This is a genomic window from Pantoea sp. Ae19-2 (assembly GCF_059801205.1).
Genome location: NZ_JBCHWE010000001.1, coordinates 4,088,534 through 4,104,629, shown reverse-complemented (window position 1 = coordinate 4,104,629; position 16,096 = coordinate 4,088,534). Strand labels below are relative to the sequence as shown.

The 16,096-nt window shown below is 53.0% G+C and carries 10 protein-coding genes, 4 tRNA genes, 3 rRNA genes and 1 riboswitch; of the genes, 3 read left to right on the top strand and 14 right to left on the bottom strand.

Features of this window, described 5'->3' with window-relative positions; genetic code table 11:
* The 3 genes from ilvM to ilvL form a co-directional block, all read right to left on the bottom strand.
* On the bottom strand, positions 1–258 hold the full coding sequence (gene ilvM / locus AAIE03_RS18860) for an acetolactate synthase 2 small subunit (RefSeq protein ID WP_013027665.1): 258 nt from the start codon (positions 256–258) through the stop codon (positions 1–3).
* Positions 255–1,901: an acetolactate synthase 2 catalytic subunit gene (gene ilvG / locus AAIE03_RS18855; RefSeq protein ID WP_014594867.1), complete on the bottom strand. Its 1,647-nt coding sequence runs from the start codon at positions 1,899–1,901 to the stop codon at positions 255–257. Before ilvG ends, ilvM begins: the two co-directional genes overlap by 4 nt.
* Positions 1,902–2,051: 150 nt before the next feature.
* Positions 2,052–2,150, bottom strand: coding sequence for an ilv operon leader peptide (gene ilvL / locus AAIE03_RS18850; RefSeq protein ID WP_071785161.1), 99 nt, complete (start codon positions 2,148–2,150; stop codon positions 2,052–2,054).
* Positions 2,151–2,480: 330 nt separating this feature from the next.
* Here ilvL and AAIE03_RS18845 point away from each other — a divergent pair, with 330 nt between their 5' ends.
* Positions 2,481–4,001 carry a YifB family Mg chelatase-like AAA ATPase gene (locus AAIE03_RS18845; RefSeq protein ID WP_014604775.1) on the top strand — a complete coding sequence of 507 codons (1,521 nt, stop codon included), beginning with the start codon at positions 2,481–2,483 and terminating at the stop codon, positions 3,999–4,001.
* 23 nt (positions 4,002–4,024) lie between these two features.
* Here the strand turns inward: AAIE03_RS18845 and AAIE03_RS18840 are convergent, their stop codons facing one another.
* A complete protein-coding gene (locus tag AAIE03_RS18840; RefSeq protein ID WP_006121163.1) occupies positions 4,025–4,363 on the bottom strand; it encodes a MaoP family protein in 339 nt (112 codons plus the stop codon).
* A 121-nt stretch (positions 4,364–4,484) separates the two neighbouring features.
* Between AAIE03_RS18840 and hdfR the strand changes: the two genes are divergently transcribed.
* Positions 4,485–5,309, top strand: a complete 825-nt coding sequence (gene hdfR, locus AAIE03_RS18835; protein WP_014604774.1) for an HTH-type transcriptional regulator HdfR — start codon at positions 4,485–4,487, stop codon at positions 5,307–5,309.
* 112 nt (positions 5,310–5,421) lie between these two features.
* Here hdfR and AAIE03_RS18830 read toward each other — a convergent pair.
* From AAIE03_RS18830 to btuB, 9 genes are all read right to left on the bottom strand, one after another.
* Positions 5,422–5,497 (bottom strand) — tRNA-Trp (locus AAIE03_RS18830).
* Between the two features lie 8 nt (positions 5,498–5,505).
* Positions 5,506–5,582, bottom strand: a tRNA-Asp gene (locus AAIE03_RS18825).
* Between the two features lie 235 nt (positions 5,583–5,817).
* Positions 5,818–5,933 (bottom strand): 5S ribosomal RNA (rrf, locus tag AAIE03_RS18820).
* A gap of 229 nt (positions 5,934–6,162) precedes the next feature.
* Positions 6,163–9,067: ribosomal RNA gene (locus AAIE03_RS18815) — 23S ribosomal RNA — on the bottom strand.
* 206 nt (positions 9,068–9,273) lie between these two features.
* Positions 9,274–9,349, bottom strand: a tRNA-Ala gene (locus tag AAIE03_RS18810).
* 142 nt (positions 9,350–9,491) lie between these two features.
* A tRNA-Ile gene (locus AAIE03_RS18805) sits at positions 9,492–9,568 on the bottom strand.
* A 73-nt stretch (positions 9,569–9,641) separates the two neighbouring features.
* Positions 9,642–11,181 (bottom strand): 16S ribosomal RNA (locus AAIE03_RS18800).
* Together the 16S, 23S and 5S rRNA genes with 4 tRNA genes alongside form the textbook arrangement of a ribosomal RNA operon.
* 397 nt (positions 11,182–11,578) lie before the next feature.
* Positions 11,579–12,430, bottom strand: coding sequence for a glutamate racemase (gene murI / locus AAIE03_RS18795; protein ID WP_013027670.1), 852 nt, complete (start codon positions 12,428–12,430; stop codon positions 11,579–11,581).
* Positions 12,375–14,231: a TonB-dependent vitamin B12 receptor BtuB gene (btuB, locus tag AAIE03_RS18790; RefSeq protein WP_013027671.1), complete on the bottom strand. Its 1,857-nt coding sequence runs from the start codon at positions 14,229–14,231 to the stop codon at positions 12,375–12,377. The genes murI and btuB overlap by 56 nt, the downstream gene beginning before the upstream one ends.
* A gap of 66 nt (positions 14,232–14,297) precedes the next feature.
* A riboswitch (cobalamin riboswitch) is annotated at positions 14,298–14,480 on the bottom strand.
* A gap of 121 nt (positions 14,481–14,601) precedes the next feature.
* Between btuB and trmA the strand changes: the two genes are divergently transcribed.
* Entirely contained in the window at positions 14,602–15,705 is a 1,104-nt protein-coding gene (gene trmA, locus AAIE03_RS18785) for a tRNA (uridine(54)-C5)-methyltransferase TrmA (protein ID WP_013027672.1), read from the top strand.
* Between the two features lie 32 nt (positions 15,706–15,737).
* Here the strand turns inward: trmA and AAIE03_RS18780 are convergent, their stop codons facing one another.
* Positions 15,738–16,091 (bottom strand): YijD family membrane protein, encoded by a 354-nt coding sequence (locus AAIE03_RS18780; protein ID WP_014604773.1) that lies wholly within the window; start codon positions 16,089–16,091, stop codon positions 15,738–15,740.
* Positions 16,092–16,096 lie beyond the last annotated feature (5 nt).

Here is a 16,096-nt window from a genome sequence, read left to right as displayed (position 1 = left end):
CTACGCGCGTATTTGTTGTGATGTCTGTTGTTGAGTCTGGACGCAGGCGACATCCATCAGTTTTCTTAGCTGGGAAGACAGTAAATCGACAGAGCGCTGGCTGGCAACGGTCATTTCGATATTAATGTTTTCAGTGTTAGCCACGGTGGCCATGTTCATGGAACACACCTGAAAACCACGATGGCGTACCACACGTAAAATACGTTCCAATATTTCAGGTCGAAAGCGCGCTTCGATAGACAATTGATGCTGGTTCATACGGTTTTCTCCATCATGTTGGCGTTGCTGGCACCAGGCGGTACCAATGGCCAGACGTTTTCATGCTCATCGATTGAAACATGCAGGAAGTAAGGTCCTTCACTGCTCAGCAGAGCATCGAGTGCGGCGTCGACCTGATCTTTACGGGTGATTCGCTGGCCTGGGATATCAAACGCGCTGGCCAGCGTAAGGAAGTCGGGATTATCAGTCAGGATGGTTTCACTGTAGCGACCATCAAAAAACAGTTGCTGCCACTGGCGCACCATGCCTAAACGCTGGTTGTCCAGCAGCAGAATTTTTACAGGCAGCTTGCCACGCTTGATGGTGCCCAGCTCCTGAATGTTCATCATGATCGAGCCATCGCCCGAGACGCAGATAACCGTATCGTTGGGACGCGCAACCTGCGCACCGATCGCCGCGGGCAGCCCAAAGCCCATGGTGCCTAATCCGCTGGAGGTGATGAAATCTTCAGGCGCGTCACAGGAGATATGCTGGGCCGCCCACATCTGGTGCTGGCCGACGTCGGTCGTGATCACGGTGTTAGCAGGCTTGCGGTCGGACAGTTGTTTCAATAATAACGGCGCATAGATCGCTTCGCCGGGATGATCGTAGCGCCATGCATGCTGGGCTTTCAGGGCGGCGACTTCGTCACGCCATGTCTGAATCTGTAAAGGCTGGCTCAAGGCTGGCAGGACATGGTTAAGATCGCCCTGCAGTGAAACATGCGCACGGCGCAACTTGTTCAGTTCTGCGGGATCAACATCCAGATGAATCACGCTGGCCAGCGGGGCAAACGTATCCAGTTTACCGGTGACGCGGTCGTCAAAACGCGCGCCAACGGCAATCAACAGGTCACAGGACTGCACGGCAAGGTTTGCGGCCTTAGTACCGTGCATGCCCAGCATGCCCAGATAGCCTTCGCTGTGGGCGTCAACACTTCCCAGGCCTTTCAGCGTGGCGACAGCAGGGATGCCGGTCTCCTGCATCAGCGCGCGCAGCGCCGGCACGGCCTGCGCCATCCCTACACCGCCGCCCACATAGAATATCGGCTTTTTAGCCTGAGCCATCATGGCGCGCGCTTCAACAATGGCCTGGTGCGGCATCGACATCACTTCTTCGACCGGCATCAACTGCGGCGAAGGCTCGCCTTTTGCCATCTGGATATCTTTCGGGATATCCACTAATACAGGACCGGGGCGGCCTGACTGGGCAATAGCGAAGGCTTCGGCCATGACGGAAGGCAACTCGTCCAGAGACTCAACCATAAAGCTGTGTTTCGTGCAGGCTAATGACAGGCCAAGAACATCGATTTCCTGGAATGCATCCGTGCCGATGAACGCAGAGGCGACCTGCCCGGTTAAGGCGACGACCGGAACAGAGTCCATCATGGCGTCGGCAAGACCGGTGATCAGATTCGTCGCGCCGGGGCCAGAGGTTGCGATGCAAACGCCGGTTTTGCCGGTTGAACGGGCATAGCCGATTGCGGCCATTACCGCGCCCTGCTCATGACGGCACAACAGGTGTTCAACGCCGCCGTCGTATAGCGCATCGTATACTGGCATGATCGCGCCACCAGGATAGCCAAATACGATATCAACGCCCTGTGCGCGTAAAGCCTGAACTACCCATTGTGCACCTGTCATCGCTATTCTCCTGTATTCCGAGGGGAACAACAGAATTTTATGCTACTGTTCATTGTTTGTTCCTTGCAGATTTACTGAGTTTTTGCCAGGTCAAAAAAAAACCCCCGGACCTTTCGGTGCGGGGGGTTTTTTAGAGTTCTGGCTTGATTTTTAAGCCTTTCTTGCTCCAAGCGTTGCCCCGCACAGTGGGTTAATAATCACCACCACGCTAATCACGACAAGGCTAATCACTAGTAGAAGGGCTTTCATAACGTATTCGATTCTTTAACTCGTTCGAAGTAATGCCTACAGAGTTATCATAGTTACCTCTCTAATTACAATATTTTTTATCAGGTTTTTTAATCACGCAGGTTTACCGTATTCATTATCGAATTGTTATTAAAAGATTATTTTATCATCCGGGGTTCCGGACAAAAAAAGGCCGCTCATTGCATTTTGACGATTTCACAGTCTGCTTCTGCAAAATGTGAAACCCGATGTATGGCAGATAAAAAGTTTGCTGGGCGACATACATTTCCTTGTTCTGGGCTTCGCTACACCTGAATTCCGGGTACAGAATGGCCGCATTTGGGGGCCGCTATGTCATTGTCAAAGGTGCTGACACGGGCAGCCATCGGTGTTGAAGCGCCGCTGGTGACGATTGAAGTACATATCAGTAACGGATTGCCCGCCCTCACGTTGGTAGGGTTGCCTGAAACGACCGTGAAAGAGGCGCGTGAACGCGTACGCAGTGCCATTATCAACAGCGGTTTTGACTTCCCTGCCCGACGTATCACCATCAACTTAGGCCCGGCAGATTTACCCAAAGAAGGCGGCCGCTATGATTTGCCTATGGCTATCGCCATTCTGGTGGCCTCTGAGCAGCTTCCTGCGGACAGGCTCAACCACTACGAGTTTCTGGGTGAGCTGGCGCTTAACGGTGGCCTGTGTGGCGTTAAAGGCGCCATTCCGGCGGCACTGGCTGCGACAGGAGCCGGCCGGCAGCTGGTGCTCTCTGCTGAAAACCAGCCTGATGTGGGATTGATACGTCAGGGCGCGACTTTAGTCGCCGCACATTTGATCGAGATTTGTGCCTTTTTGCACGGTAAGTGTGAGTTAGCGACCGCAACCGCTCATGTTAAAGATGATGACGGCATTACCGAAGATCTTCGCGATATTGTGGGTCAGGAGCAGGGACGGCGTGCCCTGGAGATTACCGCTGCAGGTGGACATAATCTGTTGCTGATCGGTCCGCCGGGAACCGGTAAGACCATGCTCGCCACACGCTTACCCGGTATCATGCCGCCGTTAAGCGATCAGGAAGCCCTGGAGTGCGCCGCCATCGCCAGCCTGAGCCAGACATCTCCATTACATCTGCGATGGCGTAAGCGGCCTTTTAGAGCCCCTCATCACAGCGCTTCGCTGTATGCCCTTATCGGGGGCGGTGCGTTACCACGACCCGGAGAAATCTCGCTGGCACATAACGGCGTGCTGTTTCTGGACGAACTGCCTGAGTTTCAGCGCAGCGTGCTGGACGCGTTACGTGAACCCATTGAGTCCGGCGAAGTGGCCATTTCGCGGGCCAGGGCCAACGTCGTTTATCCCGCACGCTTTCAGTTAATCGCAGCAATGAATCCCAGCCCAACCGGACACTATCAGGGACAACATAACCGTACGTCGCCACAGCAGGTTTTACGCTATCTCAGTAAACTTTCTGGTCCTTTCCTGGATCGCTTTGATCTGTCACTGGAAGTTCCGCTGCTTCCTGCAGGAATGCTGAGTCAGCAACGGCAGGCAGGGGAAAGCTCTGCAGAAGTGCGTGAGCGCGTTTTTGCCGCGCGTCAGGTACAGATGGCGCGCTCAGGGAAGATTAATGCGCAGTTGGCTAATTCAGATGTACTACAGTGGTGTCAGATTTCGCCGTCGGATGCACGGTGGCTTGAGTCTGTTTTAAATCAGCTGGGCTTATCGGTGAGGGCGTGGCAACGTATCCTGAAAGTGGCGCGCACGGTGGCCGATTTAGCGGGGGAAGAGGTGATTGGACGTCATCATCTTCAGGAGGCCGTAAGCTATCGAAGCATTGACCGACTGATGATCTATTTGCACAAAAGCTTGCAGTAAAAAGGGGCTTTCACCCCTTCTCGTTAATCGTCGCTTTCGGTGTAGTCTTCAACGGTATCCATCTGTGGTTTACCGCCTGACAGCGTGTGAAAACGCTTAGGACGCTTAATACGTGTCATGTATTTGGACCATACACGTTCTGCTTCCGTTTGTGGCTCACGCACGCCACGACAAACCTCAATGAACAGACGCTCTTCTTCTGTCGCTGGCTCACGCTTGGCGAGGTCCAGCTCATTAAACGCTACGCCGTGACGTTCAAGTAGCTGTGCTTCTTTAATCGTAAAGTCACCATGTCGCGAAAAACCGCGTGGGTAATGTTTGTTGTCAAAGAAACGATTTTCCGTTGAGAAGCTTTCCGCCATGTTACACGCTCCTGTTTCTCTTATGGCCGTGCTATTTATGGCGCGGAGTATTAGATAGGCTTGACAGAGTGTAAAACAAAACATTTAAATCTATACGACAAACAAATTTTGGGAGAACGCTGTGGATACGGAATTACTGAAAACTTTCCTGGAAGTGAGCAGAACTCGCCATTTCGGGCGCGCTGCAGAAGCACTTTACTTAACGCAGTCTGCTGTCAGTTTTCGCATCCGCCAGTTAGAAAATCAGCTTGGTGTTAATCTTTTTACCCGACATCGTAACAATATCCGTCTGACCTCCGCAGGTGAGCGGCTGCTGCCCTATGCGGAAAGCCTGATGAATACGTGGCTGATGGCCAAGAAAGAAGTGTCGCATACGCAGCAGCACCACGAGCTCTCCATTGGTGCCAGTGCCTCGTTATGGGAGGCGTATTTAACACCCTGGCTTCAGACGCTCTATGAGAACCGTGAGAGCCTCCATCTGGAAGCGCGTGTGGCACAACGCCATTTACTGGTTAAGCAGCTTCACGAACGTCAGCTGGATTTATTAATCACCACTGAAGCGCCGAAGATGGATGAGTTAACCAGTCAGCAGATCGGTCATATTTCACTGGCGCTGTTTCGCTCACGACAGACAGACAAGCGTGAAAAATATGATTATATAAAACTGGAATGGGGAGCCGACTTTCATCAGCATCAAAGCTATCTCTCTGGCGGTGACGATGTGCCCGTGTTAACAACCACATCCGCTCAGGTGACGCGTGAGTTGCTTCATACGACAGGTGCATGTGCGTTTCTACCTGATTTCTGGCAAAGCCTTTACAGCGATCTGATGTTAATGCCTGATACTTCTGTAGCCGTTCGCCCTCTTTATGCTGTGTGGTTACAAAACAGCGATCAGCAAACGTACATCCGTCAGCTGTTAAAGTTTCCTGTGGTACCTAATTAAAAACAGGGGGAAGTCAAAGAGGATTGGGCCAGTATCTGCTGGCTGGTTTTCTTTTTCACTTTTCTGCAGGCAAAAAAAAATCCTTCGCCGAAGCAAAGGATTTTTCTCTTTCTGGCAGGGGCGGAGGGACTCGAACCCCCAACACCCGGTTTTGGAGACCGGTGCTCTACCAATTGAACTACGCCCCTAAAAAGGGTGGCGGAACGGACGGGGCTCGAACCCGCGACCCCCTGCGTGACAGGCAGGTATTCTAACCAACTGAACTACCGCTCCACCGATTCTGTACTGACGTCAGAAAAACGTTCTGATATCAGGTATATCGCCCTTCCGCGTCACCGGTAAGGTCATGACCAGCGTACTGGTCTTAATTTGATGCCTGGCAGTTTATGAATCACGCTGTGATTCACCCTTCGGGCCGCTGCTTCGCAGCGTTCAAAAGCATTCGCTTTTGTCCTACTCTACTGAGTAGTGAACTGCCCGAGGTTACGTGCAGGTCCTTCAATTTGATGCCTGGCAGTTCCCTACTCTCGCATGGGGAGACCCCACACTACCATCGGCGCTACGGCGTTTCACTTCTGAGTTCGGCATGGGGTCAGGTGGGACCACCGCGCTAAAGCCGCCAGGCAAATTCTTTGTGCTCCGTCCTGCGTCTTTCACGCTGCTGCCGCGTTGGCTTCCCTCGCGCCGCTCCGTCACATACCTCAGTATGCTCCTTCACCCCGTCTCGGTTGCCGCCTTGCACTCAGCGCAAAATCCTTCGGACTCACGTCCGCAGAACAGAACTAAATTCTTTATCCGGTAAACAATGCTGAAAATTCAAGTCGTCTCTCTACCAAAACGCCTCTGGCGTTGTAAGGTTAAGCCTCACGGGTCATTAGTACCGGTAAGCTCAACGCATCGCTGCGCTTACACACCCGGCCTATCAACGTCGTCGTCTTCAACGTCCCTTCAGGAGCCTTAAAGGCTCAGGGAGAACTCATCTCGGGGCAAGTTTCGTGCTTAGATGCTTTCAGCACTTATCTTTTCCGCACTTAGCTACCGGGCAGTGCCACTGGCGTGACAACCCGGACACCAGCGGTGCGTTCACTCCGGTCCTCTCGTACTAGGAGCAACCCCCCTCAATTCTCCAGCGCCCACGGCAGATAGGGACCGAACTGTCTCACGACGTTCTAAACCCAGCTCGCGTACCACTTTAAACGGCGAACAGCCGTACCCTTGGGACCTACTTCAGCCCCAGGATGTGATGAGCCGACATCGAGGTGCCAAACACCGCCGTCGATATGAACTCTTGGGCGGTATCAGCCTGTTATCCCCGGAGTACCTTTTATCCGTTGAGCGATGGCCCTTCCATTCAGAACCACCGGATCACTATGACCTGCTTTCGCACCTGCTCGAGCCGTCACTCTCGCAGTCAAGCTGGCTTATGCCATTGCACTAACCTCCTGATGTCCGACCAGGATTAGCCAACCTTCGTGCTCCTCCGTTACGCTTTGGGAGGAGACCGCCCCAGTCAAACTACCCACCAGACACTGTCCGCAGCCCGGATTACGGGCCTACGTTAGAACACCAAACATTAAAGGGTGGTATTTCAAGGCCGGCTCCACGCAGACTGGCGTCCACGCTTCAAAGCCTCCCACCTATCCTACACATCAAGGCTCAGTGTTCAGTGTCAAGCTGTAGTAAAGGTTCACGGGGTCTTTCCGTCTTGCCGCGGGTACACTGCATCTTCACAGCGATTTCAATTTCACTGAGTCTCGGGTGGAGACAGCCTGGCCATCATTACGCCATTCGTGCAGGTCGGAACTTACCCGACAAGGAATTTCGCTACCTTAGGACCGTTATAGTTACGGCCGCCGTTTACCGGGGCTTCGATCAAGAGCTTCTCCTTGCGGATAACCCCATCAATTAACCTTCCGGCACCGGGCAGGCGTCACACCGTATACGTCCACTTTCGTGTTTGCACAGTGCTGTGTTTTTAATAAACAGTTGCAGCCAGCTGGTATCTTCGACTGGCTTCAGCTCCGGGAGCAAGTCCCTTCACCTACGCGCCAGCGTGCCTTCTCCCGAAGTTACGGCACCATTTTGCCTAGTTCCTTCACCCGAGTTCTCTCAAGCGCCTTGGTATTCTCTACCTGACCACCTGTGTCGGTTTGGGGTACGATTTTGTGTTACCTGATGCTTAGAGGCTTTTCCTGGAAGCAGGGCATTTATCACTTCAGCACCGTAGTGCCTCGTCGTCACGCCTCAGTGTAAAGTGAACCGGATTTGCCTGGAACACACACCTACACGCTTAAACCGGGACAACCGTCGCCCGGCTGATATAGCCTTCTCCGTCCCCCCTTCGCAGTAACACCAAGTACAGGAATATTAACCTGTTTCCCATCGACTACGCCTTTCGGCCTCGCCTTAGGGGTCGACTCACCCTGCTCCGATTAACGTTGAACAGGAACCCTTGGTCTTCCGGCGACAAGGTTTTTCACCTTGTTTATCGTTACTTATGTCAGCATTCGCACTTCTGATACCTCCAGCATGCCTCACAGCACACCTTCGACGGCTTACAGAACGCTCCCCTACCCAACAACACATAGTGTCGCTGCCGCAGCTTCGGTGCATGGTTTAGCCCCGTTACATCTTCCGCGCAGGCCGACTCGACCAGTGAGCTATTACGCTTTCTTTAAATGATGGCTGCTTCTAAGCCAACATCCTGGCTGTCTGGGCCTTCCCACATCGTTTCCCACTTAACCATGACTTTGGGACCTTAGCTGGCGGTCTGGGTTGTTTCCCTCTTCACGACGGACGTTAGCACCCGCCGTGTGTCTCCCGTGATAACATTCTCCGGTATTCGCAGTTTGCATCGGGTTGGTAAGCCGGGATGGCCCCCTAGCCGAAACAGTGCTCTACCCCCGGAGATGAGTTCACGAGGCGCTACCTAAATAGCTTTCGGGGAGAACCAGCTATCTCCCGGTTTGATTGGCCTTTCACCCCCAGCCACAGGTCATCCGCTAATTTTTCAACATTAGTCGGTTCGGTCCTCCAGTTAGTGTTACCCAACCTTCAACCTGCCCATGGCTAGATCACCGGGTTTCGGGTCTATACCCTGCAACTTAACGCCCAGTTAAGACTCGGTTTCCCTGCGGCTCCCCTATACGGTTAACCTTGCTACAGAATATAAGTCGCTGACCCATTATACAAAAGGTACGCAGTCACCCCATAAAGAGGCTCCCACTGCTTGTACGTACACGGTTTCAGGTTCTGTTTCACTCCCCTCGCCGGGGTTCTTTTCGCCTTTCCCTCACGGTACTGGTTCACTATCGGTCAGTCAGGAGTATTTAGCCTTGGAGGATGGTCCCCCCATATTCAGACAGGATACCACGTGTCCCGCCTTACTCATCGAACTCACAGCCTGTGCACCTTTGTGTACGGGAGTATCACCCTGTACCCTGCGACTTTCCAGACGCTTCCACTGATGCACAAGCTGATGATGGTTCTGGGCTCCTCCCCGTTCGCTCGCCGCTACTGGGGGAATCTCGGTTGATTTCTTTTCCTCGGGGTACTTAGATGTTTCAGTTCCCCCGGTTCGCCTCATACAGCTATGTATTCACTGCATGATAGTGTGTCGAAACACACTGGGTTTCCCCATTCGGGTATCGCCGGTTATTGCGGTTCATATCACCTTACCGGCGCTTATCGCAGATTAGCACGCCCTTCATCGCCTCTGACTGCCAGGGCATCCACCGTGTACGCTTAGTCGCTTAACCTCACAACCCACAGGCGTTTTACGCTGCGTGTCATGAGCTTTTGAGAGACTCGAACGCGTTGTGCTGTGTTCCTTATTACGGAGGAACACGACAATGCGTCGTTTCAAATTTTCAGCTTGTTCCGGATTGTTAAAGAGCAGAATACTTCGCAGCACACCGTTGCCGGTACGCTCTGAAGTATTTTCAGAAAAAAACAGTAGTGAGTATGGTGGAGCTAAGCGGGATCGAACCGCTGACCTCCTGCGTGCAAGGCAGGCGCTCTCCCAGCTGAGCTATAGCCCCATACAGTTACTGCAGAGACCACTACTACCACTCAACCGAGTACACTTCGTGAGAAGTGCACTTCGTGCTCAGGCAAGGCGTGTGTCCGCGAAGCATAGTGAACTATGCGAGCCGGAGACATAACGCAGCATGAGTGCGAAGTTGGTAGGCCTGAGTGGACTTGAACCACCGACCTCACCCTTATCAGGGGTGCGCTCTAACCACCTGAGCTACAAGCCTGTAGAGGTTTTTTCTGCTCGTGACTTTCTATCAGACAATCTGTGTGAGCACTTCGCGGGAAGGTATCTTCAGGTAAGGAGGTGATCCAACCGCAGGTTCCCCTACGGTTACCTTGTTACGACTTCACCCCAGTCATGAATCACAAAGTGGTAAGCGCCCTCCCGAAGGTTAAGCTACCTACTTCTTTTGCAACCCACTCCCATGGTGTGACGGGCGGTGTGTACAAGGCCCGGGAACGTATTCACCGTGGCATTCTGATCCACGATTACTAGCGATTCCGACTTCACGGAGTCGAGTTGCAGACTCCGATCCGGACTACGACGCACTTTATGAGGTCCGCTTGCTCTCGCGAGGTCGCTTCTCTTTGTATGCGCCATTGTAGCACGTGTGTAGCCCTACTCGTAAGGGCCATGATGACTTGACGTCATCCCCACCTTCCTCCGGTTTATCACCGGCAGTCTCCTTTGAGTTCCCGACCGAATCGCTGGCAACAAAGGATAAGGGTTGCGCTCGTTGCGGGACTTAACCCAACATTTCACAACACGAGCTGACGACAGCCATGCAGCACCTGTCTCACGGTTCCCGAGGGCACTAAGGCATCTCTGCCAAATTCCGTGGATGTCAAGAGTAGGTAAGGTTCTTCGCGTTGCATCGAATTAAACCACATGCTCCACCGCTTGTGCGGGCCCCCGTCAATTCATTTGAGTTTTAACCTTGCGGCCGTACTCCCCAGGCGGTCGACTTAACGCGTTAGCTCCGGAAGCCACTCCTCAAGGGAACAACCTCCAAGTCGACATCGTTTACGGCGTGGACTACCAGGGTATCTAATCCTGTTTGCTCCCCACGCTTTCGCACCTGAGCGTCAGTCTTCGTCCAGGGGGCCGCCTTCGCCACCGGTATTCCTCCAGATCTCTACGCATTTCACCGCTACACCTGGAATTCTACCCCCCTCTACGAGACTCAAGCCTGCCAGTTTCAAATGCAGTTCCCAGGTTAAGCCCGGGGATTTCACATCTGACTTAACAGACCGCCTGCGTGCGCTTTACGCCCAGTAATTCCGATTAACGCTTGCACCCTCCGTATTACCGCGGCTGCTGGCACGGAGTTAGCCGGTGCTTCTTCTGCGGGTAACGTCAATCAATGCGGTTATTAACCACATCGCCTTCCTCCCCGCTGAAAGTACTTTACAACCCGAAGGCCTTCTTCATACACGCGGCATGGCTGCATCAGGCTTGCGCCCATTGTGCAATATTCCCCACTGCTGCCTCCCGTAGGAGTCTGGACCGTGTCTCAGTTCCAGTGTGGCTGGTCATCCTCTCAGACCAGCTAGGGATCGTCGCCTAGGTGGGCCATTACCCCGCCTACTAGCTAATCCCATCTGGGTTCATCCGATAGTGAGAGGCCCGAAGGTCCCCCTCTTTGGTCTTGCGACGTTATGCGGTATTAGCCACCGTTTCCAGTGGTTATCCCCCTCTATCGGGCAGATCCCCAGACATTACTCACCCGTCCGCCACTCGTCACCCGAGAGCAAGCTCTCTGTGCTACCGTCCGACTTGCATGTGTTAGGCCTGCCGCCAGCGTTCAATCTGAGCCATGATCAAACTCTTCAATTTAAGTTTGATTTGCTGAAACAAGTTCAGCGGTGCTCATCTGTAAAACGTCATAATGAATTTCATTATGTGTTCACTCGTGAGGCTTTGATATTTTTTACGTCCGGAGACGCTGATATCAATCCTGCGAGTGCCCACACAGATTGTCTGATAAATTGTTAAAGAGCAGTGCCACACTTCTCTGTGGCGCGGGCTGCATATATTACGCTTTCCGCTTTATCAGTCAAGCACTTATTTTTGCTTAACTGACCGGTTCGAATCGTTCTGAACCTTACTTAACCCGGCGCTTCGTATTCCGTTGTGCCGTGTCAGTGGAGGCGCATTATAGGGAGTTCTTTTCGGCTGACAAGGGCTAATTTCAATAAATTTTCCGAGTGCTGTTTTTTTCAACGAAAACCTTCTAAAGCGCCAGTTTTTCAAGCAATGGGAAGCCATAACGCTGCAAAACCGGTGACAATTGCACCGCTTCGCCATCCAGCTCGGTACAAAACGCCACGTTTTGCAGTGACGATCGGACTTCAGGGGCTTCATTTTCCAGTAGCCAGGCCGTTCGTCTGGCTATGGCTGCCCCAGAATCAATTAAACGCGTCCCTTCCGGCAGGATCTGCTGCAGCTCATCGCGCAGTAAAGGAAAGTGCGTACAGCCTAACACCACTGTGTCCGGCGGCTCCGCCATACGTAACCAGGGTTGCACAATGCGCCTGATTTCATCTATCGACACCTCTTCGCCATGCAGTTTGGCCTCAGCCAGCTCAACCAGTTCGGCTGAACCCAACATTTCAATCTTGCAGGTTTTGGCAAACTGCGACACCAGCTCATGCGTATACGAGCGACGAACCGTCGCGCGCGTTGCAAGCAGCCCCACGACACCATTACGCGTTAGACGCGCAGCAGGTTTAATCGCAGGCACTACGCCGACGACAGGAAAGGCAAATCGCTCACGTAAGGCGGGCAGTGTCACGGTGCTGGCGGTATTGCAGGCGATGATGACCAGGGAAATGGGATGACGGCGGGTAATGGCATCAACAATCGCCACGACGCGCTCGACAATAAAGGTCTCGGTTTTCTCTCCGTAGGGAAAACCGGCGTTGTCGAACGCATAAAGATAGTGCAGGTCCGGCAGAAGTTGCCGAACCTCATCATAGACAGAAAGCCCGCCGACGCCGGAGTCAAACACCAGCACAGTCGGGCGCAGGTCAGAAGCTGTAGCTTCCGCTGAGGTAATACTCTCTTCCTGGAGTCTGATAGCCATACGCTGTCTCGTAATCTTTATCGAACAGGTTGGCGATTCTACCACGAACGGTCAGATGTGATGTGACCGGATACGATACGGCGAGATCCCACAGGCTGACACCGCCCAGCTTTACCGTTTCAAGCGTGTTGAAATTGGTGTCGTAACGCTGGCCAAGATACTGATAACTCACTGACCAGTCGAAATCATACAGCGTTAAATCCAGCTGATATTTAAACTGTTCTTTTGCCCGACGAGCCAGCCATTGATTTGTCGTCGCATCGCGAGCATCAAGATAGTCAAAAGATAATGAATGAGAGAGCACGCCAGTATCAAAAGATGCCGTTGTTTCAACGCCTTTTATCCGGGCCTGGTTGACATTGTAATAGCGATTATTGGTATAGGAGATCAAATCATCAATATCATTGCGGTATCCCGACACTCGCCAGTTAACCGGGCCTGTCAGGCCTTCAAAACCCCCTTCCCATTGTTTGCTTTTCTCTGGGTTGAGATCCGGGTTACCGCCAAAGCCACTGTATAGCTGTCCAAAATTAGGGGCGTTAAATGCCGTGCCATAGTTGGCAAAGACACGATAACCTTCTACAAATTCCCAGGCTGCGGCTGTCTGCCATGTGGTATGCCAGCCAAACTGGCTATTGTCATCCCCACGAAGTGCGCCTTCCAGCGTCACATCGCCAAATTTTTGTTGGGTCGTCGCGTAAAGGCCAGTGTTGCGCTGTTCGTAGCCCTCACTCAGGAAGTTTGTACCGGGCTGAGTCGCTTCTTTTTGCCAGTCGACGCCGCCGCTGAAGGTGCCGTGCTCTGCTTGCAATGTGTTGCCCCATTGCACGTTATACTGCTCAATGTCATCAAAGGTCGCGGTACTGTCATATCGCCCCAGTTGAGGGCTGTAGTTAATGTCTTTGGTATGGCTGTAACTGGCCACCAACTGCGTTGAATAGATGCCCTGATTGAAGCGCAAGCCGCTATCCCAGCTTTGACTGTAGAGTTGGCGAGTATCAACAAACGCATTGGGATCGAAAGATACCTGCTGTCCATCGTAGGCAGTGCGGTTGTCAAAACCATAGCCACGGACAAAACCACTAAATTGATCGTTAAATTGGTGCTCCACCGTGCCAAAGAGGGTTTTACTCATAAAACCATCACGGTCAGGCTGGGCCGCGCTAAAGGCATCAGGCAGGTTAGCCACCACATCATACCCTTTGGTATAGGTATAATTCCCCGCCAGAGTGGCTGTGGTCGCCTCACCCAGCCGCTGCTGGGTGGACCCATCGTATGCCTGATAGCCGTTAGAACCCACACCTGCGGTCAGCGTGGTGCCGGGCTTATCGCGGCCCGTAATAATATTCACGACGCCGCCGATGGCATCTGAACCATAAACCGCCGAACGTGCACCCCGGATGTATTCGATTCGTTGCACCAGCGACAGCGGGATCTGGCTGAGATCGGAAGAACCCGAAATCCCAGCCTGGTTAAGACGAATACCGTCGATCAGCACAAGAACATGGCTGGAATTGGTTCCACGAATAAACATGGAGCTTAATTGACCCAGCCCACCGTTTTGAGCAATATCCACCCCCGGCAAACGCCGCATGACATCAATGAGGCTTTTGGACTGCCAGCGATCAATCTCTTCACGCGTAACCACGGTCGTCGGGGCCAGCACCGACGACACTGGCTGTTGAAAACGATTGGCGGTCACGATTTGCGTATCATCATTACCCTGCGCAAAGCCATTTTGCGCCCAGAGGGAAATCGCCGTTGCGCTGAAGGCAAACAGCGAGGCTTTTGTTTTACTCATTTTTATCGCATCCAAAAGAAAAAGGATGCCGCAGGCATACAATCGATAGCACGCGATGATTGTAAGAGTGGCGACGTCACACCGGCAGGTCTTCGGGCTGGGAATCATAGCAGGTGATGACTTCCCATCCCGCAGGACAGTGTCTGCAATTGCAATCACCCTGACATTCCTTACCGCTGCGCGTCAGCTCCAGATTCACACTGGATTCCCTATTAACTCAAGGCTGAGGCCGGTGCCAGCAGTCTACGAAGAGCGCATGAGCAAGTCCAGACTTCCGCACGTCGTCTTTCTGCGCCAGCGTACAAGACTGGACATCGGCAGGTGAATGCCTACAATCGCCCGGCAAGTAAGCTCTTAACCAGGATTAAACATGACACCCGAACATCTCCCTGTTGAACAGTATGACGCGCAGCTGGCGGAAAAAGTCAGTCGGTTAGAAACGATGATGACGCCATTCGCTGCGCCCGCCGTGGAGGTGTTTCGTTCACCCGTCAGTCACTACCGCATGCGAGCAGAATTCCGCATCTGGCACGAAGGTGATGACCTCTACCATATTATCTTCGATCAGGAGACGAAACAGCGCATACGCGTCGATCAGTTTCCTGCGGCCAGTGAGTTAATCAATCAGGTCATGCCAAAAATGATGGCGGCCATTCGGGACAATCGTCTGCTGCGCCACAAGCTGTTTCAGATCGACTACCTGTCCACGATGAGTCATCAGATCGTGATTTCGCTGCTCTACCACCGCAAACTGGATGAGGAATGGCAGCAGGCCGCCAGCACGTTACGCGATCAATTGCGGGCCGAAGGTATTGATGTCCAGCTGATTGGCCGAGCGACCAAGACCAAAATCTGCCTTGATCGGGATTATGTCGATGAGCGTTTGCCGGTGGCCGGTAAAGAGATGATTTACCGTCAGGTAGAAAACAGCTTTACGCAGCCTAACGCCGCCATGAACATTCAAATGCTGGAATGGGCACTGGACGTCACCACGGGTTCTCGCGGCGATCTGCTGGAGCTCTACTGTGGTAATGGCAACTTCTCGCTGGCGCTGGCCCGAAATTTCCGCCGGGTACTGGCAACAGAAATCGCCAAACCTTCCGTAGCGTCAGCGCAGTACAATATTGCCGCCAACCAGGTTGATAACGTGCAGATTATTCGCATGGCGGCCGAAGAGTTTACGCAGGCGATGAATGGCGTGCGCAGCTTTAACCGGCTGGAAGGGATCGATCTGAAGAGTTATGACTGCGAGACGATCTTTGTCGATCCGCCGCGCAGCGGGCTGGATGAGGAAACCGTTAAGATGGTGCAGGCTTATCCTGCCATTCTCTATATTTCCTGCAATCCGCAAACCCTGTGCGACAATCTGCGGATACTGGCGCAAACCCACGACGTCACGCGGCTGGCGCTGTTTGACCAGTTCCCGTACACCCACCATATGGAATGCGGCGTGCTGCTGACGCGTAAAGCGTAAAAAAACGGGAACCTGAAGGTTCCCGTTTTTAATTACCGATTGCGGTTTCGCTTGTAACGCAGGGCAATCCAGAACACCAGCCCAACCATCAAAATGGTCGGGATGAAATTAGAGCCAATATCCGGGTACTCTGCCCTGACCAGCGCGCTGTAAACCAAAATGCCCAGCAGGAAAAAGGCGGCAGCAAGGCCGGGAACGCCATCCGGCATGTTTTTGTTCAGATAACGCTGATGCAGGCACCAGGCCGACAGCCCCAACGCAATCAGTGGAAAAATAGAAAAAGGAACAAAAGCACTAAACAGCACGGAGAACGAGCCGTTCATAGCAAGGCCGGTAATAAAAGCCAGCAACATCGTGCCTTTATCACGGGAGCTTGGGTGGGTCATGGCAG